Source organism: Bradyrhizobium sp. CCGUVB4N (genome assembly GCF_024199945.1).
In the GTDB taxonomy this organism is placed as follows: domain Bacteria; phylum Pseudomonadota; class Alphaproteobacteria; order Rhizobiales; family Xanthobacteraceae; genus Bradyrhizobium.
Window position 1 is genome coordinate 2437695 of the sequence record NZ_JANADP010000001.1, and the last position, 21650, is coordinate 2459344.

A 21650-nucleotide genomic window follows, 5' to 3' on the forward strand; every position below is an offset into this window, starting at 1 on the left:
CCTTGATCACCCGTGTGGTCTGATGAGGCGTCGATTTGCCGCGCTGGGTGCGCTCAACCGAAGCTGCGGGCTGTCGAACGACGCTACGGCCTCGGCGCGATACGCTGCCGCACGCGAGCGGACCAGAAGCGCGCCGCAGAGATAGCCAAGCTGCAGCAAGCCCGCAAAGACGACGATCATAACGACAATGTGAGCGGCGCCTTGTCCCTGCCAGGCCGAGACCGCGCCAATGATCGCTCCGCCCAGCACGATTGCCGGAGGCAGAATAAAAATCCGGAATCTGCCTCCAAGCAACGATCCGATCAGCAGACTGAAAATGGCGACGGCACTCACGGCACAACTCCCTCGAAACTGCCACGAGTGTTAATGGCGCCGGCCTAAGGTCGGCTTAAGTAACAGGGTTGAACAACCGTTCAAATGCGCGCGCAAATATGTTTAAAACTGGAATGATTTGATGCGAAATACGGCGCGATGCTCAGTTAGATGTCAGGCCTGTGACAACACTTTGAGCATGCGCGAATGCGAGCACCGTGTTGCAGAAAGCAGGTGCTGTATTGCAGAAAATAGATTTGATTTTTTAGGTGCGGTGCCGCATTGTTGCTTTGTTTAGTTAAGACATTGTCGAAGACGCACCCCCAAATTTAAAACGACTGCATGCAATCGGCGGTTGCGAATGCGTGACGAGGCAGCGAGGTTCGGATGGCTGTAGCAACTTATGGTTCGGAAAACTATTATTCGGCTATATCGAACCGTCGCGGTGCTCTCCAACGTCCCCTCCAGATCGCTCTGATCGCGGGTGACTTTCTCGCACTCCTGCTGAGCTATTTCGCGGCAAGCGGTCTGTATCGCCTGCTCGTTGCCGAACAGGATTCGTCGGTCGGCGCGGGCCTTGTGGTCGCCGCGGTGTTCGTGACGATCTCCTACTTCCAGGGCATCTACGATCACCATCGTCTGCTCAACACGGTCTGGCAGCTCCGCAAGACGCTCGCGATCTGGGCGATCTCGCTGACCATTCTCGCGGTCGAGGCGTTCCTGCTCAAATCGTCGGCGGATCTGTCGCGCGGAACCACGCTGCTGTTCGCTGCGACCGGTGGTGCTGCCCTCGGTGGTCTCCGGGTGCTGTGGCGCATCGCGCTGAACTCGAGCTATGCGAGAGGCCGCCTGGTCGACCGCAAGGTCGTGCTGCTCAGCCTGAAGCCGCTCGATTTCACGTCGAGCCGTTTCAAGGATTTGCGCAAGCACGGCTTCAATGTCGTGCGTCATTTCGTTCTCGGCCCGTCCGAAGATGGTGAGGGGTGGGATCACGAGATTCGCGACGTCGTCCGCCAGGCGCGCGCGGCTGATGTCGAGGAATATCTCCTGGTCATCGATTGGGACGAGATGCCGCTGCTCCAGAAGCTGAGCCAGCACCTGCGCGTGGTTCCCCAGCCGATTCGCCTGTTGCCGGACTTTCCGATCGCCGATCTGGTCTCGCGGCCGTTCCAGCCGGTCAGCGGCACGGTTGCCATCGAGATCCAGCGCGCACCACTGACCGTGTACGAGCGGGCGCAGAAGCGCTGCCTGGATATCGGCCTTGCCTCGTTTGCCCTGCTGCTGCTGGCACCGCTGCTGATGACGGCGGCGATCATGATCAAGCTCGACTCGATGGGCAATGTGATCTTCAAGCAGTCCCGGCGCGGGTTCAACGGCAAGCCGTTCCAGATCTGGAAGTTCCGTTCCATGACGGTGGCGGAGAATGGCCACACCGTGACGCAAGCGACGAAGTCTGACGCCCGGGTCACCCGCGTCGGTCGCGTGCTGCGACGGACCAGCATCGATGAGTTGCCGCAGCTCTGGAACGTCCTGCGCGGTGAGATGTCGCTGGTCGGACCGCGGCCGCATGCGCTTGCGCACGACAATTATTACGACCAGCTGATCAGCAACTACGTGTATCGGCACCACATGAAGCCGGGCCTGACCGGTTGGGCTCAGGTCAACGGTTTCCGCGGCGAGACGCCGACCATCGACCTGATGGAGAAGCGCGTCGAGTATGACGTCTGGTACGTCAGCAATTGGAGCATCTGGCTGGACATCAGGATCATCCTGAAGACCGCTCTGGCCCTGATCCATCAGGAAGCCTACTGAGAAGCGCGAGCCTCTGCCGGGTCGTCGGCAGAACGTCTCTACCGCATCGATCTCATGAAAGCTGGCGAGGCGCAGCGCTCCTGTGTGTGCGCTATCGGCGCAGTCGCTAATTCTCGAGCAGATAGCGCGGACGGTCGTCTGCCGGATAGCAGCGATGCTGGATCTTTCCTCCGGCGTCCCGGACCAGATACCAGAAAGCCAATTTCTCCCTGGCGGACACGTCGCAGGTCAGATCGAGAAGTCTGCTGCGTGTCGACGCCGGCGCTTTGACGTAGAGGGCGGCTGCGCTCGGATACAGCCGGTCATGGAAGACGTCGTTGAAGTCCTGCACTGTCGCGTCCGTCAACGCCGTGGGCAGCGCGTCGAATGCCCGGAAGGCGAGGGGCACGCGCATCATTTGCAGCCAGACCTCATGCGGTGCCAGGCGGTAGGATTCGCCGAGAAGAGCGACCGTTCTGGCCGTTAGCCCGTCCTGGCGCGAGCCGGCCCAGAACGCTGCCAGCCATCCGAGTGATTCGGTCGGAGCGCATCCCAGCAGGATCCTGCTCATGCGCTGGACAGCATCAACGTCCGCATCCGCCTGCGTCAGGTCGGTGCCGCGGACGGTCATGTCGGCGGCCGACAATTGCAGGACGAGCAACTCCCGAAGCGCCTTCGGTTCGCACTGGTGCTGAGCCGCGGGCAGGTTCGCCGCGACGATACGCCTCAGCAACGGCGCATCGTAGCTCTCGCCGGCGGCGATTTGCCGGGCAACCCGCGAGACCGTGGGATCGGTCAGGTTGGGAAGGATCGATGCCGCCCATGCCAGGGCGGAGGCCGCCAGCAAGCAATTGGCGCCGCGCGCGAGCCAGCGCGAGCGGCGAGATGCGCCGGCTTCGGCCTTAGGCTCCCTCGACATAGTACGCGTTGTAGTGCGAGCCTTTGTAGCCCTCGATGCGCTTCAGCATCTTCGGGTTTGCACCGTTGAGAACGGCGCCCAGCACCTTCTTCTGGATGCCTTCTGAGCTCGACATCGATTCCTGCAGGGCGGTACGCGTGGTGCGGCCCCATTCGATGACATAGACATAGGCGTCGATGAGGTGGCTGATGGCCTTGGCGTCGGTCACCGGCATCACCGGTGCAAGATCGATGACGATGTAGTCGTATTCGTTACGCAGCAGCGTCAACAAATCGGCCATCGCCTTCGAGGCCATGATGTCGGCGGAGTTCACCATGCGCGTGACGGCAAAGGAGGGCAGGAAATCCAGGCCGGTCTCGGCGCTGCGCCGAATGTGATGTCCGACCGATTGCGGACTCTTGAGAGCCTCGAGCAACCCGCTCTTGGCGGTCGGGTCGAGCTCCTTGGTGAGCGAACGCGTATGGAGGTCGCCGTCGATCAGCAGCACGCGCTTGCCTGTGAATGCGGTGAGGTGCGCGAAGTTGGCGGAAACCGTGGTTTTGCCTTCCTTCGGAAGCGACGACACGATGCCGATGACCTTCACCTCGCGGGACAGGCGGGCGAGATCGATCGAGACCTTGATGTTGCGCATGGTCTCGGCATAGCGCGAGAAGGGATGGTCGATGACGTAGCGGGAGAGCGGGCCGGCGTCGGCTCCGCCGTCGGGCGGTCGCGATCCGCGCACCTTCGGCAGGCCCATCGCCTTGGCGCCGATGGCCGGAAGCACTCCGAGACATTTGACGCCGATCTCGTCCTCGACCTCGATCGGAGAACGCAGCACGTCGCTCAGCATCTCGCGGGCGAAGGCAGCGCCCAGGCCGAAGCAAAGGCCACCGAACAGCGCGCCGATCAGCGAGAGCACGGTCTTGGGGGAGCTCTTGCGGTCCGGCTTCACAGCGGTGCTGATGATCCGGGATTCGCTGATCGGGAAGCTCTGGTTCTGCATCGCCTGCTGCTGCTTCTCGAGGAAGCTGTTGTACAGGTTGCGGTAGGTGTCGGCCGCGCTCTCGAGGTCGCGCAGCTTCACCTGCGCCTGGCCGGTGTTGCCAGCCTGGCTGACCAGGTTCTTGAGGTTCTCCTCCAGCGAGGTCTCGCGGCTCTTGGCGATTTCGTAGTCGCTGCGATAGGCGTCGCCGATACGCTTGACTTCGTCCGCGATCGACTTGCGCAGCTCTTCCATGCGGTTGGCGAGATTGACCGAGGCCTGGTGGGTCTTGCCGTAGCGGGCCGACCAATCGGAATACTGCGCCTGCAGATCGAGATATTGAGCGCGCAGGCGGGTGATGACGGGATTGTTCAGCGCGTCGGTGACCGTCGGCTGGGCAAGATCCTTGTCGCTGATCGCCTCGATGCGGTCGAGCCGTGCCTTGGCCTCGGAGGTGGCCGCGCGCGCCTGGATGAGCTGCGTGTTCACGTCGGTGAGCTGCTGCTCGTTCATCAGGCCGCGGCTGGTGCCGACGATATTGTTCTGGCTCTTGAAGGTCTGCACGGCGCGATCGCTGGCGGTCGCCTGCTCGCGCAGCTCGGCACTGCGCTGCTGCAGCCATTCGCTGGCGCGCTTGGTGGACTGATACTTCGCGTCGAGCGCGCCCACGATATAGGCGTCGGCGATCTCGTTGGCGATCTGGGCCGCCTTGTCGGGGTCCCGCGAGCGGAAGCTGGCCGACAGCACGTAGGTCGTCAGCAGACGCTCGACCTTGAGGTTGTTCTCGACCGCAGCGACCGTCCCGCGCTCGATGCGTTCCTTCGAGGCGGGCCCGTCCGATCCGAACAGCCCGATGACTTTTCCGATAATGGCGGGCAGGAGGCCTGGATCCGAGCCGTTGAACTCGGGATCCTCCGTCAGATTCATGCGGCGGACGACGGACCGGATCAGATCGTCCGAGGTGATGATCTCGACCTGACTATCGACGAAGCCGGGGTCGATCAGCGCGTTGGGCGTGCCGTTGTCCTTGTCGAGCACCTGCGTCTGGCGGGTGTCCATCAGGATGCGCGTGTTTGCCGTATACATCGGCGTCGCCGTCAGCAGGTAGACGAGGCAGATCGCCACCGCGACGCCGACGACCCCCGCGATGACAGGCCACTGCCGGCGCAGAATGCCAATGATGCGCTCGAGGCTGAGAGACGACCCCGCCAAATCGAAGGCGGACCTCTCTTGCAGGTGGAATTGCTCTCTGGGCTGATACATCTGAATGTTCATCGACCTGACGTGGGATTATTGGGGGAGCGGCGCAGGAGCAAACGGATCGCCGACATCCGTACTCCACTCGCCGGACATGAGGCTGTTGGCAGAACCAGAAGGCTTGTTGGTCGCCGACCCTGGCGCACTTCCCGACGGGGACGCCACCGCATTCGGATTGAATTCGACAGCCTCGAGCTCCGCGGAGTAGCCGGCGCTCACGGCCGAGTCCGACAGCTTCTGCACGAACTGACTGATCTTCTGGGCGTTCTCGGGTTTGCGCGGCACGCAAATCAGCTGCGCCCGGCGCAGCGCCATGCCGATCGAGGTCCGTTCGACATTGGCGGATTCGCTGACGAGCGCGCGCACTGCGGACAGAATCGTGATGTCACTCACGACATAGGCTGCAAGGCGACCCGTGAGCTTGTTGCGGTCGCCGCGGACGTCGCGGTCCCGCAGGAGCGACGTCGGCTCCATCTGGAAGACCTTCAAGATCTCCGCGGACACACGCTCCCCCTGCTCGACGCATTGCGCCTCGCAACTGCCGGCAGCGCACACCAGCATCAGCACTGCGAGAGCAAGTGCCGCGCGAAATCCGCCCAAGAAACCACCTGAGGCACGATCGGAAGATTGTCGTCGTTGAGGCAGGCCCAAACCACTCATCGCGTTCATTCAAATCGCCGCAAGACTTCGCTCAAACCGAGTGTCGCGCTTAACTATGTCAAATTCTTGTGCGGTGCAAAATATAGTCTGGAACCCCGGAGATTCATAGCAAATTTCACAATGCGCGATGACCTGTTGCGAACAGGGTATACGGCAACGCCCGCGGCGCGAGCCACGGGCGTTGATATACACGATCCGCTTAAGAAGTGGGATCCGAAGGCGCAACAATCAGAGCGACGAACCCGAAAGGGAAGCGAAGCGCTTCTCGCGGAGCTTGCGTCCATGATCGCCGATGTTCACCCAGAAGCGCGGGTTGGCGCCGGACTGCATCGAGATCCATTCGTAGCCGAGCGAATTCCAGGGGCGGACGCTCGCGGACAGATTGTCCAGCACCACGTCGCCGTCGGAAAGCCGGGCCACCAGCACCAGGTGACCCTGTCCGCCATCGATGCGCACAACCGCAAGGCGCAGGGCGGCCTGTGGCCATCCCATCGCGATCAGCTGGTGACGCTTGGTGACTGCGTAGTCATTACAGTCACCCGCTGACGGCGAGACCGTCCAGTTTGCGGTCACCGGATCCGTCGGCTTGCGCATCGGCGCAATCGATTCGTTGACCGAGAGGTTCACCTGGCGAAGCATCGCCATGGCGGTGTCGGCAGGCGGCAACGAGCGCTCGCTGACATCGGTGCCGCATTCCGCATCGTTCTTCATGCAGAATTTGACGAAGTTCATCGGCGCGAGTGCGTTGTCGAATTCTTCGATGAACGAAGCTCCGGCCGGACGTTGCGTGCTATCCGACTCGGCCTTCGCGGTGTTGCCGGCGCAGGCAATCAGGGCTGCGAGCAACGGCGCGTACAACAGTTTCATGTCATTCCCCGTTATCCGTCTTTCTTGACGCAACAGGTGTCGCACAAAGATTTTAGAGGCAGGTTCCCCGAACCTCTAAAATTGAATGCAAATGACCCGGCCACGTCTGCACGTGGCCGGTTTAGTTAATCAATCCGCTGGGGTTGAATTCGTTCCGGGCTAGCGCGACGGGCTAGTGGCCGTGAGCGACGAAGTCCCCGTCGATGCCGCGAACAGGGTCGTCGTCGTTGTCGTTGACTGGGAGGCCGCGCCCGCTCCGGCACTAAACGAGGGGGGCGGAGGGGGGCTGATCGCGCCGCCCGAGCTCGGGGTTGGTGTCGTCCCTTGTCCGCCACCTGCGGTGGTGTCGCCGTTGGCGTCCGCGCCGGTGATGGCCTCGGTCGGAATGTCGCCGGTGATGCTCGTGAAGGACTGGATCAGCCCGGGCTTTTCGGTCTTCAGCGCGACCTCTTGGATCTGTTGGGCGAACTGGGGCTGCGTCAGCACGCAGACCGCAGCGGCGGTGCCCATTCCCGCGCCAATTGCACGGCCTTGGTCATCCGAACTCGCCTTGGCCAGCGAGGCCATGCCTTCCAGGCTTTCCGGGCGATTGGTCAGGAGATCGCGGACCTGCGAAGCAAGACCGCCCTGACCGTCCTTGAACTGGTCGAGCAGAGCGGCAGGGTTACCAAGAAATTGGATTGCCCCCTCAGACGTCACTGCGGGATTTGGCACGCAGCCGTTCTGTGCTGCAAAAGTCGACGTCGCTGCCGTCATCGCGAGCAAGGCAGCCCCGAGCCCCACGGAAATACGCATTCAGCTCCCCAACCATGCAATCGAAAAAGTTTGACTTAACATATTGCCAAAACCGCAATTACGCTACTTTTTTTGCTCGGATGAGGGCCTGCTTTGTGCCAGCCCGCAGCCTGTGATCGCCGCAAAAAACACGCCGAAGCCTGGAATCTGCAACGAGAAATCGATGCTCGTATGCAGGAAGCCAAGCGTCGCCACACTTGCACCGATGATCGGTATGTAGCGGTCACGCCGCCGATGCAAGCTTCCATTTAACAAATGGTAAAGATACCAGAGACATGTGACTATAATCAAACAAGCAGCAGGAAGGCCGAGCTCGGCTGCAAGCTCGAGCGGAGTGCTGTGCGCGCGGTCCCAAACTCCGAGACTTCCGAGTGAATCCGGCCGGTAGGCGGGAAATGCGCTTTCGAAGTTTCCGTAGCCGATCCCGAGCAGCGGATGCTCCTGGATCATGGTCAGTACGGTTCGATACATCGTGAACCGCTGTTCATCCACGAGGCCGTAAGTCAGGATTCGTCCCGCCACAGCGCCGCCGACGAGCTGAAACAGCAACAGCGCTGCCACCGCGATTCCTGCGAGCCAGCCCCAGCGGCGAAGCTTGCCGATGCGCAGCGGTGCGAAGAAGAGCGCGGTGGCCATAAAGACCGTCAGGATCAGCAGCAGAAGCCCCGCGCGCGAGCCTGTCATCGCCGTCGCAACCATGCAGACGACAAAGCCGCCTCCCAGCGCCACGGGGGAGGACAGATAATATGCGATCAGTGCGGTCATTTGCCGCGAAGGCGGTCGACTTGGCCGATCCTGCCGATAGATGAAGCGCAGCAATGGCAGCAGAAACAGCAGGGCGCAGCTCGCAAAGAAGGTCGCAGCCGTGTTCCTGTTGACGAATGTGCCCGTGACGAAGCCGATATAGGCTTCCTTGCGGCGGAACAGGAGCGAGGTCGGATCGCCGATCCCCGCGAGGATTCCGTAGAGAGCATAGGCAAGTCCCGTCCAGGCGAGGATGCGCAGCAGCTGCCGCGCGTTCTCCGCGTCGGTGGCGATGTAGACGGCGCGCGTGAAGGCAAGCACGAACAAAAGCGGATAGCCGAATGCGAGCCATGGCCCGTTGGCGGTGACCGAGACGCGGCCGGGCAGATCTGCTCCCACCACACCTCGCGCCACCGCCCACGCCGCATCGACCTCGTGAAGGGGGGAGTTCGGCCATAACTGGACCGTGATCACGGCTGCGACGACGACGAGAACGGCGAACAGCGGCAGCAACAGGTAGAAATCATCGATCGTCGCGCTGCGCAGGTCGGCGGTGGCGAGGCTGAACGCTAGCAGCGCCGTCCAGATGCAGATCCAGACCGTCTCGGCGGAGCCGAACGGCAGCGGGGCCAGCATGAATACCCCGATCGCCGTAAACCGCGAAACCTTGTACAAGATCAACTCCCGAGAGCCGCAGCGCGGCTCCGCCTTCCAGTTCCCGAAGCTGGGTGCTCTTTTGCCACATTCGTGCCGAATGAATAGGTTAATTGCACAGTTCGCGAACATGCAAAGCGAGCAGCATTAACGCGAAGGGTGTGTGGCCGATCAGCTTGTCGTTTTGCAGATGGCAAGCTCACATCCCGAGGCACGCGGCCGATTCATTCGCCACCTGCCGGGTGCATTTCCTGCGGCAAATTAACCGTCGTGCCAATGCCTTCGATATGGGCGACACCTCCAATCGATATGCATGCGACGAGTGCGGGCGGGACATTGTATTCAAATCGAATGCCCAGTAGAAATGCTGCACTGCAAGGTACTAGGAAATTGCCGTGACGGTGCCCGCTCATCGCGAGAAAGCGCATGTCCTCACTCTGGACAGCATTCGGGGAATTGCCGCGGTCACCGTGGTGATTCACCATGTGATCCTGATGCCGACCTTTCTTGCGGCATTTCCGAATCGTTCGTGGATCGACTGTGCGTTCTTCCGCAGTGGCGGATTTCTGGTCGACCTGTTCTTCGTGCTCAGCGGCATCGTGATGTCGTTGAGCTATCTGCAGACCGATTTCGGGCGCTTCTCCCTGCGCGACTTCATGGTTCGACGGTTCGCACGCGTCTATCCGCTGCACATCGTGATGCTTCTGGTGTTGTTGCTATTCCGTCTCGCGCGCATCGGGCTTGGCCTGGTGATGGCGGGCGTCGTCGTGACCGCTCCCGCTGCCTTTGAAGTCAACAACGGCTATTCGTTTTTCCTGAACGTCTTCCTGCTGCACTCGCTGGGCTTTGTTCAGTACCTGAACTGGAATGCGCCGAGCTGGAGCATCAGCGTCGAATTCTACACCTATCTCGTGTTCGGCCTGATGCTGCTGGCCGCGCAGCGGCTCAATTCGCTCGCCTGGTTTTATGTCGGGGCCGTCGCTCTGGCGATCGGCAGCTGGTTGATCCTCACACTGGTGATCGCGACGCCTCAACTGGACGTCCAGTTTGATTGGGGGCTGCTGCGATGCTTCACCAGCTTCTTTCTCGGCGTGCTCACCGTGAAAGCGGTCGAGGCACTGCCGCGTGACATCAGTCCCGCTTTTCAGGGCGGCATTCAGCTTGCGGCCGCGGTTGCAGCCGTGGCGCACGTGTCGCTGACCGAAGCCTATCCCTGGGCCAGCTATCTCGCGCCCGTAACCTTTGCCGTGCTCCTTGGCTCGCTATTGGCGTTTCCGAAGGCCGCCGTCGTTCCTGCTACGCTCACGATCAGGCCATTGTTATGGCTCGGTCAGCGGTCATACTCGATCTACATGGTTCACGCCTTCGTCGTGCTGCTTGCCGAGTATTTTGTTCGCGCTGCCGGCAAGCCGGCGGTGGACAGGCTTGAAGCGATCCATCCAGGACTGGCGCCCACGCTCAATCTGCTGATCGTGCTCGGCGCCGTACTCGCTCTCTCGCAATTGACGTATCGGTGGATTGAATTGCCTGGGTCCAGGCTGGTTCGGAACATGTTCCGCGGAGCGGTGGCGTATTCGCCGGCACCGGCCGAGCCCTCTACACGCCTTTCGAGCTAAGGACGAATATGACGACGACAACGCTAGCGCTGCGCCGGACAATGCCGCTGTTGCGCTTACCTGTGCTGATGTGGGGGGCGTTCAGCCTCGAAGCCGTCGCGATGGCCACATATTTCCTGCGCGACGATTTCTCGGCCGCCGCGCGATACTACCTTTACATTGCCCATCTGAGTCCGATCTGGTTCATACCGGATGGTTTCGGACTCATCTGCCTCTTCCTGTTCATTCATCGCTGTATCATCCAGAATCGCAGCATCATTGCCCTGGTCGTGCTGGTTTGGATCTTTCTGTCCCTCGGGATCGGTTATCTCTTCTTGGGCAACGTCACAGCGCTCGCCTCATCGTTCAAAATGATCCTGCCGGTCTTCATCGGCTTCAGCTTTTGTGATGCGGACACCGGGACCTACAAGAAGCTTCTGTTTTTGATCTCGATACTGTTCTACGCATCGATCTTCGGCGTGGTCCTGTCGGCCTATTGGAAGGCGCCCTGGCTCAACTATACCTATGAGGCCTTCGGCGTACAGCGGAAGGCGGGGCGCCTGTGGTGGGCAGGCTCCGAGCAACGGCTCTCCGGCTTTTGCGAGGACAGCACCATCGTGAGCCTCTTCATTCTGGTTTCTTTCGTGATGACGTCGATACGAAGGAACGTGTGGTGGTGCTTGTTTTGCGGCGGGATTGCTCTCTATGCCTTGAAGTTGACGACGAGTAAGACGACCATGGGCGTTCTAGCCATCTATCTGATGGCACTGCTCGTCATCCGGATGATGCCCGAAAGAATGCGCTTCCCGACCCTGAGGATGCTGGCGGCATGGTCCTATGCAACGATCCTCGTTCCTGTCTTCTTGATCCTGGTCTTTGGCGGGACGTCGGTCGGTCAGAAGGCGTTTCTCTTCAGCCTGGTCGACCGGATCAACAACAGTTGGCAGAAGCCGTTTATCTTCATGTCGCAGTTGATGCCGATCGGTTACATCACAGGCTGCGGTGTCGGCTGTTTCAACTATCCGATGAATCAGTTTTCAAACCTGACGTCCTATTGGGTGCCGGTCGATAATTTCTATCTCGTCACCTTTCTGATGTTTGGCGTACCTTTCATCATCTTCATCTTCTTCGTCATCCGTGCGACGTTGCTGACGACCGACGTCTACAAATTGTCCCTCACATTCGTGCTGAATATCTTCAGCGTCACTGTGGCCGACTACGGGCCGGCGTCGGGTCTGTTGTTGATGTCGTTCATCTTCAGCGGCGTGTTCTCCAAGCGCGCTTCCTTCGTTTTCCAGGGAGGGAAGCTGAAGCGGCGCTTCGCGTTGCCATCGAATGCGGCTGCTCAAGGCGTGCCGGCCATGGGCGGAGCCACGCCCAGATTAAGTGAATCGGGCTAAGGGGCCGACGATGCACAGGCGGCTCGCATTCATAGATACCTTGCGCGGCATCGCGGTTCTGTCGGTGCTGCTCCAGCATGCGGTGGAGCAGATCGTGCTGAACCAGGCGGCCGGCGACTATTATCGGTTCTTCCAGAATGCGGTCGGCGAGTACTTCAATTTCGGCCGGTTCGGCGTCGTGCTGTTCTTCTTTGTCAGTGGCTTCGTGATTCCGAACAGTTTTCCGAGCAGCTCTGCGCCGATCCGGGACTTCGCGATCAGCCGCTTTTTCAGGCTCTACCCGGCCTATTGGGTGTCGATCGTCGTTGTCCTGCTCATTGCGCCGGCGATGGAGGGGAAGACGTTTCCGCTGTCGCAGGTCCTCGCCAACATCACCATGTTGCAGATGTTCATGAACATCCAGAACCTCAACATCGGATATTGGACGCTCGCCGTTGAGTTGATCTTTTACGTCGGATGCATTGCGCTGTTTGCGATCGGGCTGCTCAGGGCACGCTGGACCGCGATTTGCATCGTCGTCGCGGCGTCCCTGAGCGCAATTGTCGCCTTTCCCTTCGTCAAGAACCATCTCGTCTGGGGCTTGCTCGAGCTCATGCTGGATCTGACGGCGATGTTTCTCGGCAAGGTGGTGCGCGATGCCGTGACCGGCGACCGCCTGCAATGGCGCTATGTCGCGATCTGCACGCTGCTTTACGTGCTCTATGCGGCCGTCTGCGCCTATCGGCGCTATGGCGTGGACTATCAGGACAATTTCTTCTCCGCTTACGGCATGGGTGCCGCCTATATCGGTGCTGCTTTCGTGTTCCTGGCATTTGCCGTTCTCGGAGAGCGCGGGGCCTCGGGCATCATGTCCTTCGTCGGCCGCATCAGCTATTCGATTTATCTGATGAGTCCCTACGCGCTGGTGGTGATCATGCATTTTTTCGGCACGGGCCGAAGCCTTGCTCAATGGTCTCTCTTTGTGATCGGAGTTGCGTTGGTGTCGATCCTGGTCAGTTGGTTGAACTATCTGGCTGTAGAGAAGCCGATGGTGACCTTTGGTCACCGGTTTCGTTCGCGGGCATTTGCCGCGGTCGGGCTTCAGCCGGCGCTGCGGGGACACGGGGCCGAATGAACAGCCAGGGCGAGAAAACCTATGCTGAGGCCGGCGGCGCATTCGTGCCGTCGATTCAGGGATTGCGTGGAGTTGCTGCGCTCACCGTGCTGATCGATCACTTTTGTGACATGCCCAAGGGGGGCGTCTACGATATCCCCAATCCCGGCTTTCTGCCGCCGATATGGCCGTGGCTTCAGGCCGTTCTCAACTCAGGCGGCCATGGCGTCGAGCTGTTCTTCATGATCAGCGGCTTTCTGATCCCCGCGAGCCTGGTGCGGCACGGATCAATCGGAAAGTTCATGTATGATCGCGTTCTGCGCATCATGCCGGTCTTTGTGCTGCTGCACCTTGCGTTGTTCGTGGCTGGCCCGATCGTCGGATACAAGTTCTTCCGGGGGATCGATCTGCCGACCTATCTTCAGGTGTTCTTCGCCAATCTGTTCTTCGTCCAGGACGCGCTCGGGCTTCCTATCGCCCAACAGAACGCTTGGACGCTGACCTACGAATGGGCGTTCTATATCCTGTTCGCATTGTGCTTCGGTGCCGTCGTACGGCTGAAGAGTTGGTGGCTTGCGGCGCCACTGATTCTTCTCGGATTCCTCTGCATGCTCTATTGGCCGATTACTGCGTTCTTCGTGGTCGGTATGCTTTTCAGCGCTAGTAACTTGCGCTTTCGGATTGCGGGGGGCGTAGGCGTCGTTGCGGGGCTCGCCTCTTTTGCTGCCATGTATGCCGCACTCGACGTCTTGCATCCTTTTGCCGCGCTGATTCCGGGCTTTCTGCTGTTCGGAATGGTGCTGGCGCCGGGATCCGGATTGGCGGGTCTGTTGAGCTCGGCGCCGCTGCAATACATCGGCAAGATCAGTTACAGCCTCTATCTCGTTCATCCCTTCGTGCTGTTCCCGTTGCAGGTCGTCGGGTTGAAGCTGGTCGACCGCGGCGTCGATCGCTGGCTGCTATGGAGCGGGTTCGTGATCTTTGGGCTGGCGCTGGCCTTGATCGCAAGCGCGCTCAGCTACGAGATCATCGAGGTGCGCCTGCGTCGATTCATCGATGGGGCGCTCCGGCACATTCTCGCGCGGAAAATGGCGCAGAGCCCGGCGGCCTGATCGCGTCAGGCCGGCCTCTGATAGAACCGGCGCAGCCGCAGCGCCGGTTTTTCAATGACGTTCCAGGAGAAGGCCGCAAAGCCGAGCGTCAGCACGATGACGATCGGCAGGATGATCGCAAGCGAGAGGCGGTGATCAGGCCCCAGCACGCGCTGGAAGATGTCGATCGTCGCCTGTGTGATCGGGAAGCCGTAGAGATAGATGCCGTAGGAGAGATCCTGGATGAACAGGCGATCGAATGCCTTGAAACTCTGCATGCCGATGTAGACCGTGCAATAGGTCAGGAAGATCCCGGCCAGCGGCAGCAGGACGTTGAGCCACATGATCGCGGCGTAGCAGAGCGCCGAGGCGGCAAAGATCGCCCAGTGGATCGGCACGTATTTCGCGTGCAGGCGGAACAGCATGCCGAAGAAGAACATGAAGACAAGGTACCAGCCTGCCAGCCTCGTCGAATCGGACCGGACGTTGAAGGTCGCGGGATCGATAAAATAGGCGACCAGTTCGATGAGGAGCGCTACGCCCACAAGCAACGTGATCCAGCGGATCTTTCGCGGCTCGTCCGAGATCATGCGCGCAAGCAGCAGCGCGAAGGCGAACACGTAGCACCAGAGCTCCCAGGGCAGGGTCCAGAGATTGGCATTGACCATCTCCGGCCAGGGATTGTGCAGGAACAGGCCCGGCAGCTCGAAAGTGACGTGACCGACGATGTTGCCGAAGTAGCGGTAGAACTGGTACTCGGACAAATATTGCGACAGCGGCAATTGCGTCAGCAGCGGTCCGACCACGAGCGCGCACAGCGTCACCTCGACGCTGAGCGCCGGGACGATCCGCAGCACGCGGTTGATGAAGAAGGTCTTGAGATCCGGATTCTTGATGGCGCTGCCGGTGACCAGGAAGCCGCTGAGCGCAAAGAACATCCCGACGAGCGCGATCAGCCCGGGCCGGAGCAGCTCCTGGATGATTTCGGATGCATGGAGGTGGCTGAAGGACAGCGCGGTCAGTCCGCCCATCTTGTCGATGGCGGCGGCGCCGGGGTCCTTGAGGACATAGACGGCCATTCCCGGTTCATCGAGCTTCTTGACGAAGGCGGCGCCGGCGAACAGGCCGGCAACCGCGACACGGCAATGATGCGACAGAATGACCAGCGACAGCAGGTGCCGCATCATGTTGAAGCCGGGTCCGAGACCCTTGTTCTTGGCCAGAATGCTTTCCGCTGTTTCGTGGCGCGCCAGGCCCGACTGGATGGTGTCGGGCAGCCGCCAGAGCCGCGTCGGAGCGGAGGGGCGCTCACGGCCGAGGGCGCCCGGCAACGAAACGGTTGCGAGCTCTGCGTCTCGATCCGGTTGCGACATTCTCGTCAGCCTTTCATACGCCTGTTTTGGCGGCACCTGCGGATGCCGCGGAGTTGAAGCCAATTCATGGCCGTGCGGCCGGCTTGGCATAGCATCGAATTGCGGCGTTCGCCCAACCGATGGCCGCTATGCGACAATGGAACGGCGGCGTCCGAGCCGGCGGCAATAGGCAATGAGCGGTTGCTCGACATACCAATGGATCAGGATCCCGGCGAGGATCGACGCGACCACCGCTGCGATGACGAACAGCGCGGTCGGCAACGGATTGTGGAGCCGCGCGGAAATCTGAATCAGCACGACTGCGGTCGCCGCGTGAGTGAGGTAGATCGAATAGGAGGCGTCGCCGAGCAGCATGCCGAGGGAATGCAGCAGTCCCGGCTTCTCGGTCGAGACGATGCCCAGCCAGACGACGACGGTCGCGAACAGCGTCCACCAGAGGGCGCGGAGCCCGTTGTCTTCCGACAGTGTCGCCCCGACAAGGGCCGTTGCCAGGACCGTCGCAGCGAGTGTGAGCAGGAATGCTGCAGGATAGCGGCGCTGCACGATGGGATGCCCCTTCAGCCACAGCAGACCCAGCGCAAATCCCATGCCGAACTGAAGGTTGGGCATCATGATGTTGCCGTAACCGACCACGGTGGCGAGCGCGAGGCCTGAACCTTCGGGCTGCAGCAGTTCCGGCCACGCGAGCCAGTGAGACGCCGTGTACCACGCCAGCGGCGCAAGGAACCAGGCGGCCAGCACATATGAAAGAGGGCGGGGCCGCAACATCGTGATTGCAAACAGGATGTAGAAAATGAACTCGTGCCTGAGCGTCCAGACCACGTGGGGCCGCAGCTCTCCGATCGGCCAGAGCGCCATGGCGCGCAGGCCCGGGAGAAGATCGATCTTCGCCGAGCCGGCCATCGACAGCAGGTTGTATCCGATCACGCATACCCACATGAAGGGAATGATGCGCAGGAAGCGCCGGCCGAAGAATTCGGCGCGCGTGCTGCGGATCGGGCCGAATGAAACAATCGTGATGATAAAGCCGCTGATGACGAAGAAGATTGCGACACCGAACAGGCCGGTTTCGGCAAGCGCAAACGGGCTCTCACCGTAAGACGGCGGCAGGCTGACCAGCCAGTTGACGTGCCAGATCACCACCAGAATGGCTGCAAAACCGCGCAGGTATTGAATTCCCGGTACGATCCCGCCCTTGGGGGACCGCGCACCCTCGATATCCGTCAATGTCGCCTCAATGCCGCGCTGGTGCTCGATTTTACCGATCGCATCAGTGATCGGTCAAATCCTGATTTTTTGGCGCGATGATGATGGATGAGGCAATGCCGCAGCGATAAGGCGGCTGAATGCGGGCGTGCCGTCGATTCCAGGTTGCGTGCGGCTAGGCGGCGTTCGCCGCACGCAATCCCGGCTCGATCAGACGAACATGAAGTCGCTGCTGGTCACGTTCGCGGCAACGACGTTCTTCAGCAGGATGGTGTCGTTCGCCGTGACGTGGATCAGGGTGTCGGCACCGGACTGGCTGAGCTGGAGCTGGCTGTAGTCGGTGGCCATCAGCTTGGCGATGGCGACCGTGTCGTGGCCCGTGGCCGATCCGGCGTGGAAGCCGTTCACCGTGTCGCTGCCACCGCTGAACGAGATCGTGGTCGATCCGGCGCCGGCCACCGCGAAGGTGTCGTTTCCGGTGCCGCCGGTCAGCGTGATGCCGGCGACCTTGGCCGACGAATTGTGCGTGCCGTCCGAGTTCAGGATGTCGACATAAGCCAGGTTGCCGGCCGTGTTGTAGGAGTCGTGCTCCGTGTTGGTCGCGTTGAAGTAGAAATTGTCGTGCGAGCCGTCGGCATTGTTGACGTACATCTTCGCCTTGACGCCGTCCGTGTAAACGGTCGTCGCGTTCGAGCCGTCGGTGTTCTGGACGTAGTCGCTGGCGATCTTGCCGCTCGAATAGGTCTGGGTGTCCTTCGAGCCGTCGGCATTGGTGATGTAGACCGACGTCTTGACCCCGGCGCTGAAGTTGGTCGTCGTGGTGTTGCCGTTGGCCTTTGCCACCGTCTGGGTCACGCTGCCGGTCGTATCGTAGGTCGACGACAGGGTCGAACCGTCGGTGTAGTTCTGCACTTCGGTCGTCTTATGACCGGTCGAGTCGTACAGATCCGTCGTGATGCTGCCGTCCGAGTTGACGACCTTGCTGTATTGTAGGGTGCCGTCGGCGTGCAGATCGGTGATCGAGGTGATGGTGCCGTCCGCCTTGGTCTGCTGGATTTCGGTCGTGTAGGCCTTGCCGGTGACGTTGTAGGCGGTGTTGGTGTGAGTGCCATCGGCATGCGTTTCATACGTCGCTGTCTTGACGTCATTGGTGTAGACCGTGGTCAACGACGATCCGTCGGTCTTTTGGACCAGCGTGCTGGTCAGGTGACCAGACGTATAGAGATCAGACTCCTTCGAGCCATCTGCGTTGACGATGTAGACAGATGCTTTCACGTCGCCGCTGTAGTTGGTCGTCGTGGTGTTCCCGCCGGCTTTCGCGACCGTCTGCGTGACCACACCTGCCGTATTGTAGATGGAGGTCAGTGTCGATCCATCGGCGTAGTTGACGACCTCGGTCGTCTTGTGCCCGGTGCTGTCGTACTGGTCGGTGGTGGTGCTGCCGTCGGCGTTGACAACCTTGCTGTACTGCAAGCTGCCATCCGCGTGGAGGTCGGTGATCGCCGTGACGGTGCCGTCGGCCTTGGTCGTCTGGATCTCGGTCGTATAGGCCTGGCCGGTGATGTTGTAGAAAGTGTTGGTGTGGGTGCCGTCGGCGTTGGTAACGTACACCTTCGATTTCACGCCGCTGGCGAACACCGTCATGGTCGACGACCCGTCGGTCTTCTGGACGAGATCGCTGGCGATCACGCCGGCTGTGAACAGCTTGGTTTCTTTGCTGCCGTCAGCGTTGGTGATGTAGATCGAGGTCTGTACACCTGCGCTGAGATTGGTGGTCGTGACGGTGCCGTTGGTGGCCTTGGCCACGGTCTGCGTCGCGACCCCCGACGTGTTGTAGGTCGTCGTGAGGCTAGATCCGTCGGTGTAGTTGCGCACCTCCGTGATCTTCTGGCCGGCGGTGTTGTAGAGGCCGGTGGTGGTGCTGCCATCCAAATTGGTGATCTTGGTGTACTGGGTCGTGCCGTCGGCATGCAGATTGGTGAAGGCCGTGATCGTTCCGTCGGCCTTGGTGGTCTGGATCTGGGTCGTATAGGGCTGGCCGGTGATGTTGTAGAAGGTGTTGGTGTGGGTGCCGTCGGCGTTGGTGACATACACCTTCGATTTCACGCCGCTGACATAGACCGTCATCGACGACGATCCGTCGGTCTTCTGGACGAGATCGCTGGTGATCACGCCGGCTGCGTACAGCTTGGTTTCCTTGCTGCCGTCGGCGTTGATGATGTAGACCGACGTCGGAACGCCCGCGCTGAGATTCGTTGTCGTGGCGTCGCCGTTGACCGCCTTGGAGACCGTCTGCGTCGCGACCCCTGATGTGTTGTAGGTCGTGGTCAGGCTGGACCCGTCCTTATAATTCTGGACGGTTGTGATTTTCTGCCCGGCCGTATTGTAGAAGCCGGTGGTCGTGCCGCCGTCCGCATTGGTGATCTTGGTGTACTGCGTCGTGCCGTCGGCGTGCAGTTGGGTGATGGTGATCACCGTTCCATCGGTCTTGGTCGTCTGGATCTGCGTCGTGTAGGCTTGGCCGGTGATATTGTAGAAAGTGTTGGTGTGGGTGCCGTCGGCGTTGGTGACGTACACCTTGGATTTGACGCCGTTGGCATACACCGTCATCGACGACGATCCGTCGGTCTTCTGGATGAGGTCGCTGGCGATCACGCCGGCTGTAAAAAGCTTGGTTTCCTTGGTGCCGTCAGCGCCGGTGATGTAGATCGAGGTCAGAACGCTCGCACTGTAATTGGTCGTGGTCGCGCCGCCGTCGGCGGCCTTGGCGATGGTCTGGGTTACGACGCCAGATGTGTTGTAGTTCGTGGTCAGGCTCGATCCGTCGGTATAGTTGCGCACTTCCGACGTCTTCTGGCCGGCGGTATTGTATAGGCCCGTGGTGGTGCTGCCGTCGGCGTTGAGCACCTTGGTGTACTGCGTCGTGCCGTCGGCGTGCAGTTGGGTGATGGAAGTCATCGTTCCATCAGCCTTAGTGGTCTGGATCTGAGTGACGTATGCCTGCCCGGTGATGCCGTAGAACGTGTTGGTATGTGTGCCGTCGGCATTGGTCACATAGACCTTGGACTTCAAACCGTTGGCGTAAACCGTCGTGGTCGTGGATTTGTCCGAGCCGTAGACAGTCTCGCTCGAGATACTGCCGTCCGAATTGTAGTTGATGATCTGCTTCGCACCGCCCGTGCTGACGATGGTTTCCTGCGTCTTCACGCCAGCCGCGTAAAGAAGCGTGTCGCTGCTCCCGTCGACGTTGACGAGCGATTTGCTGGTGATGACGCCGTTACTGAAGTTCGACGTCTGCGTTCCCGTCTGTGTGCCGGATGAATTGAAGAACTTCGTCTCGCTCCAGCTCGACGTCGAGGTTGTGACGGAGAAGGAGTAGCCGCCCTGGATCGCCGCGAGCGCGTTGCCGTAGTGCGAGATGATGTAATTCATCGTCGACACCGACGCGACGGCGAGCACGTGGGTGTCGGTCAGCGTGATCGAATGCAGGGTGGGGGATGCAGAGAGATCGGCGAGCTCCGCGACGATCGTGGCGGCCGTGCCGGTCACGTCGGTGGCCTGGGCCGGATTCGAGGGGGCGCGGGCCACGCCGTCGATCTCGATGATGATGGGGTGATCGCTCACGGGAATCGTGAACGAGCTGACATTGGTGAAGGTCTCGATCGGGTCGGTTCCACTGGTCGGGTCATAGACCTTGATGGACTGATGCACGCCGTCGAGCTCTACCGTGACGGTCTGGCTCGGATTGCTGATCTCGGTGTTGGTCTTCGGATCCCAAACCTTGGGCTCGGCCCAGACGACCAGATCGTAGGCGCCGTTGCTCTTGCCGAGCACCATGCTGTTGCCGGAGTCCGGCATGTTGCTCAGCGTGTAGCTCAGCGGGCTCGTCGGCTGGCCGCTGCCAGTTCCGTCATCGTTGAGAATCGTCGTCAGATTGTGGACGGCGGTGGCCGCCAGCTTGGGCGTGCCGTCGTCGTAGAACAGTCCGAAATGGCTCTGCGCATTGGTATCGCTGCTCGACGAATTGCGGTCGAGCAGCTCGTAGAGATAAGTCGTGCCGACACCGTCCTTGAAGGCGTCCATCAAGGTGTTGAGGATCGACTTGGCTTGCACCGACTCGTTCACGCCGAGATACGGCGTGGTGCTCAGCGTGGTGTAGCCGGTTTCGGTGATCACCGTAGGATCGCCGGGAGACACCGAGGTTGCGAGGTTCAGCGCAGACGCCAGCGCGGCGCCCGGTGTGGTGCCGGTGCTGACATAGGCGTGGGTGTTGGCGTAGTCCGAGGACGCGCCGAGATTTCCGAGCTTGGCGAAATCGTTGGGATCGTCGTAGGCGAGGGTCAGATTGTAGACCGGAAGCTTGGAAAGGTTCGCATCGGCCTTGATCGCGGTGTAGAGCGCCTGCTGGAATTGCGCGGCCGCTTCGATCGTCGAACTGCCGTTGTAGCTGAACGCCTGGAGGTTGACCTCGTTCAGGCCTTCGAGCGCGATGATGCTGCCCGGGTGTGCCGCCTCGAACGCATCGAGCGCGGCGATGTATTGCTGCAGGCCCGCGGAACCCGTTGCGGGGATCGACGACGAGACGCCGAGGTCGAACTTGTATCCGTCGTTCGCCAGGCCGTCGAGCACCGGCTGCGCCGCCGGGATGTTCGTCAAACCGTCACGAAGCGTGGTGACGCCGAGATATTTGAGATCGGCTTCGACGAGAGCCAGATTGTTGTAGCTGCCCCACGCATATGACACGTGCGTGTTGACGCCGATTGAACTTGTGAACGCGCTTGCCGAGAGAACAGTTTGATCGCTGCTGGTGATGGTCGCCATGACTTACTCTGGTGATGCCCGCTGTGTTGCTCCATGCGTAGCGGCAGAGTTTGTCAGTGACGTTAGAAAGAAGGCTAAAGATGTAGATATCCGCGGCTTTTCGCGGAA

15 protein-coding genes are annotated in these 21650 nt (G+C 60.7%); 5 read left to right on the forward strand and 10 right to left on the reverse strand.

Features of this window, described 5'->3' with window-relative positions:
- Positions 1–6 precede the first annotated feature (6 nt).
- The gene (locus tag NLM31_RS10995) at positions 7–333 is read right to left on the reverse strand and encodes a hypothetical protein (protein ID WP_254129181.1); all 327 of its coding nucleotides are present in this window, start codon (positions 331–333) and stop codon (positions 7–9) included.
- A 366-nt stretch (positions 334–699) separates the two neighbouring features.
- Here NLM31_RS10995 and NLM31_RS11000 point away from each other — a divergent pair, with 366 nt between their 5' ends.
- Positions 700–2124, forward strand: a complete 1425-nt coding sequence (locus NLM31_RS11000; RefSeq protein WP_254192223.1) for an undecaprenyl-phosphate glucose phosphotransferase — start codon at positions 700–702, stop codon at positions 2122–2124.
- A gap of 106 nt (positions 2125–2230) precedes the next feature.
- On the opposite strand, the gene NLM31_RS11005 is transcribed toward NLM31_RS11000, so the two are convergent.
- From NLM31_RS11005 to NLM31_RS11030, 6 genes are all read right to left on the reverse strand, one after another.
- A complete protein-coding gene (locus tag NLM31_RS11005) occupies positions 2231–2950 on the reverse strand; it encodes a hypothetical protein (RefSeq protein ID WP_254129183.1) in 720 nt (239 codons plus the stop codon).
- A 55-nt stretch (positions 2951–3005) separates the two neighbouring features.
- Positions 3006–5249: a polysaccharide biosynthesis tyrosine autokinase gene (locus NLM31_RS11010; RefSeq protein WP_254129184.1), complete on the reverse strand. Its 2244-nt coding sequence runs from the start codon at positions 5247–5249 to the stop codon at positions 3006–3008.
- A 27-nt stretch (positions 5250–5276) separates the two neighbouring features.
- Positions 5277–5912, reverse strand: coding sequence for a hypothetical protein (locus tag NLM31_RS11015; protein WP_254192224.1), 636 nt, complete (start codon positions 5910–5912; stop codon positions 5277–5279).
- A 219-nt stretch (positions 5913–6131) separates the two neighbouring features.
- Positions 6132–6770, reverse strand: a complete 639-nt coding sequence (locus NLM31_RS11020; RefSeq protein ID WP_254129186.1) for a transglutaminase-like cysteine peptidase — start codon at positions 6768–6770, stop codon at positions 6132–6134.
- Positions 6771–6929: 159 nt separating this feature from the next.
- Positions 6930–7565 (reverse strand): hypothetical protein, encoded by a 636-nt coding sequence (locus NLM31_RS11025; RefSeq protein ID WP_254129187.1) that lies wholly within the window; start codon positions 7563–7565, stop codon positions 6930–6932.
- A gap of 63 nt (positions 7566–7628) precedes the next feature.
- The gene (locus tag NLM31_RS11030; protein WP_254192225.1) at positions 7629–8984 is read right to left on the reverse strand and encodes an O-antigen ligase; all 1356 of its coding nucleotides are present in this window, start codon (positions 8982–8984) and stop codon (positions 7629–7631) included.
- Between the two features lie 374 nt (positions 8985–9358).
- On the opposite strand from NLM31_RS11030, the gene NLM31_RS11035 reads away from it, so the two are divergent.
- Genes NLM31_RS11035 through NLM31_RS11050 form a run of 4 tightly spaced genes read left to right on the forward strand, consistent with a single transcriptional unit; the run spans position 9359 to position 14163 of the window.
- Positions 9359–10579 (forward strand): acyltransferase, encoded by a 1221-nt coding sequence (locus NLM31_RS11035; RefSeq protein ID WP_254129190.1) that lies wholly within the window; start codon positions 9359–9361, stop codon positions 10577–10579.
- An 8-nt stretch (positions 10580–10587) separates the two neighbouring features.
- Positions 10588–11958, forward strand: coding sequence for a hypothetical protein (locus NLM31_RS11040; protein WP_254129191.1), 1371 nt, complete (start codon positions 10588–10590; stop codon positions 11956–11958).
- A gap of 10 nt (positions 11959–11968) precedes the next feature.
- Positions 11969–13072: an acyltransferase gene (locus NLM31_RS11045; RefSeq protein WP_254129192.1), complete on the forward strand. Its 1104-nt coding sequence runs from the start codon at positions 11969–11971 to the stop codon at positions 13070–13072.
- A complete protein-coding gene (locus NLM31_RS11050; RefSeq protein WP_254129193.1) occupies positions 13069–14163 on the forward strand; it encodes an acyltransferase in 1095 nt (364 codons plus the stop codon). Before NLM31_RS11045 ends, NLM31_RS11050 begins: the two co-directional genes overlap by 4 nt.
- 5 nt (positions 14164–14168) lie before the next feature.
- Here NLM31_RS11050 and NLM31_RS11055 read toward each other — a convergent pair whose 3' ends face one another.
- The 3 genes from NLM31_RS11055 to NLM31_RS11065 form a co-directional block, all read right to left on the reverse strand.
- Positions 14169–15515, reverse strand: a complete 1347-nt coding sequence (locus tag NLM31_RS11055; protein WP_254129194.1) for an acyltransferase — start codon at positions 15513–15515, stop codon at positions 14169–14171.
- A gap of 126 nt (positions 15516–15641) precedes the next feature.
- Complete coding sequence (locus NLM31_RS11060) at positions 15642–16742, reverse strand: acyltransferase (RefSeq protein ID WP_254129195.1); 1101 nt, start codon at positions 16740–16742, stop codon at positions 15642–15644.
- Between the two features lie 189 nt (positions 16743–16931).
- Positions 16932–21542: an RHS repeat protein gene (locus NLM31_RS11065; protein WP_254192226.1), complete on the reverse strand. Its 4611-nt coding sequence runs from the start codon at positions 21540–21542 to the stop codon at positions 16932–16934.
- Positions 21543–21650 lie beyond the last annotated feature (108 nt).

Coding starts and splice junctions, on each gene's coding strand:
- NLM31_RS11015 (WP_254192224.1), bottom strand. CDS start 5,912: ATGAACGCGATGAGTGGTTTGGGCCTGCCTCAACGACGACAATCTTCC.
- NLM31_RS11000 (WP_254192223.1), top strand. CDS start 700: ATGGCTGTAGCAACTTATGGTTCGGAAAACTATTATTCGGCTATATCG.
- NLM31_RS11055 (WP_254129194.1), bottom strand. CDS start 15,515: ATGTCGCAACCGGATCGAGACGCAGAGCTCGCAACCGTTTCGTTGCCG.
- NLM31_RS11020 (WP_254129186.1), bottom strand. CDS start 6,770: ATGAAACTGTTGTACGCGCCGTTGCTCGCAGCCCTGATTGCCTGCGCC.
- NLM31_RS11065 (WP_254192226.1), bottom strand. CDS start 21,542: ATGGCGACCATCACCAGCAGCGATCAAACTGTTCTCTCGGCAAGCGCG.
- NLM31_RS11040 (WP_254129191.1), top strand. CDS start 10,588: ATGACGACGACAACGCTAGCGCTGCGCCGGACAATGCCGCTGTTGCGC.
- NLM31_RS11045 (WP_254129192.1), top strand. CDS start 11,969: ATGCACAGGCGGCTCGCATTCATAGATACCTTGCGCGGCATCGCGGTT.
- NLM31_RS11010 (WP_254129184.1), bottom strand. CDS start 5,249: ATGTATCAGCCCAGAGAGCAATTCCACCTGCAAGAGAGGTCCGCCTTC.
- NLM31_RS11025 (WP_254129187.1), bottom strand. CDS start 7,565: ATGCGTATTTCCGTGGGGCTCGGGGCTGCCTTGCTCGCGATGACGGCA.
- NLM31_RS11050 (WP_254129193.1), top strand. CDS start 13,069: ATGAACAGCCAGGGCGAGAAAACCTATGCTGAGGCCGGCGGCGCATTC.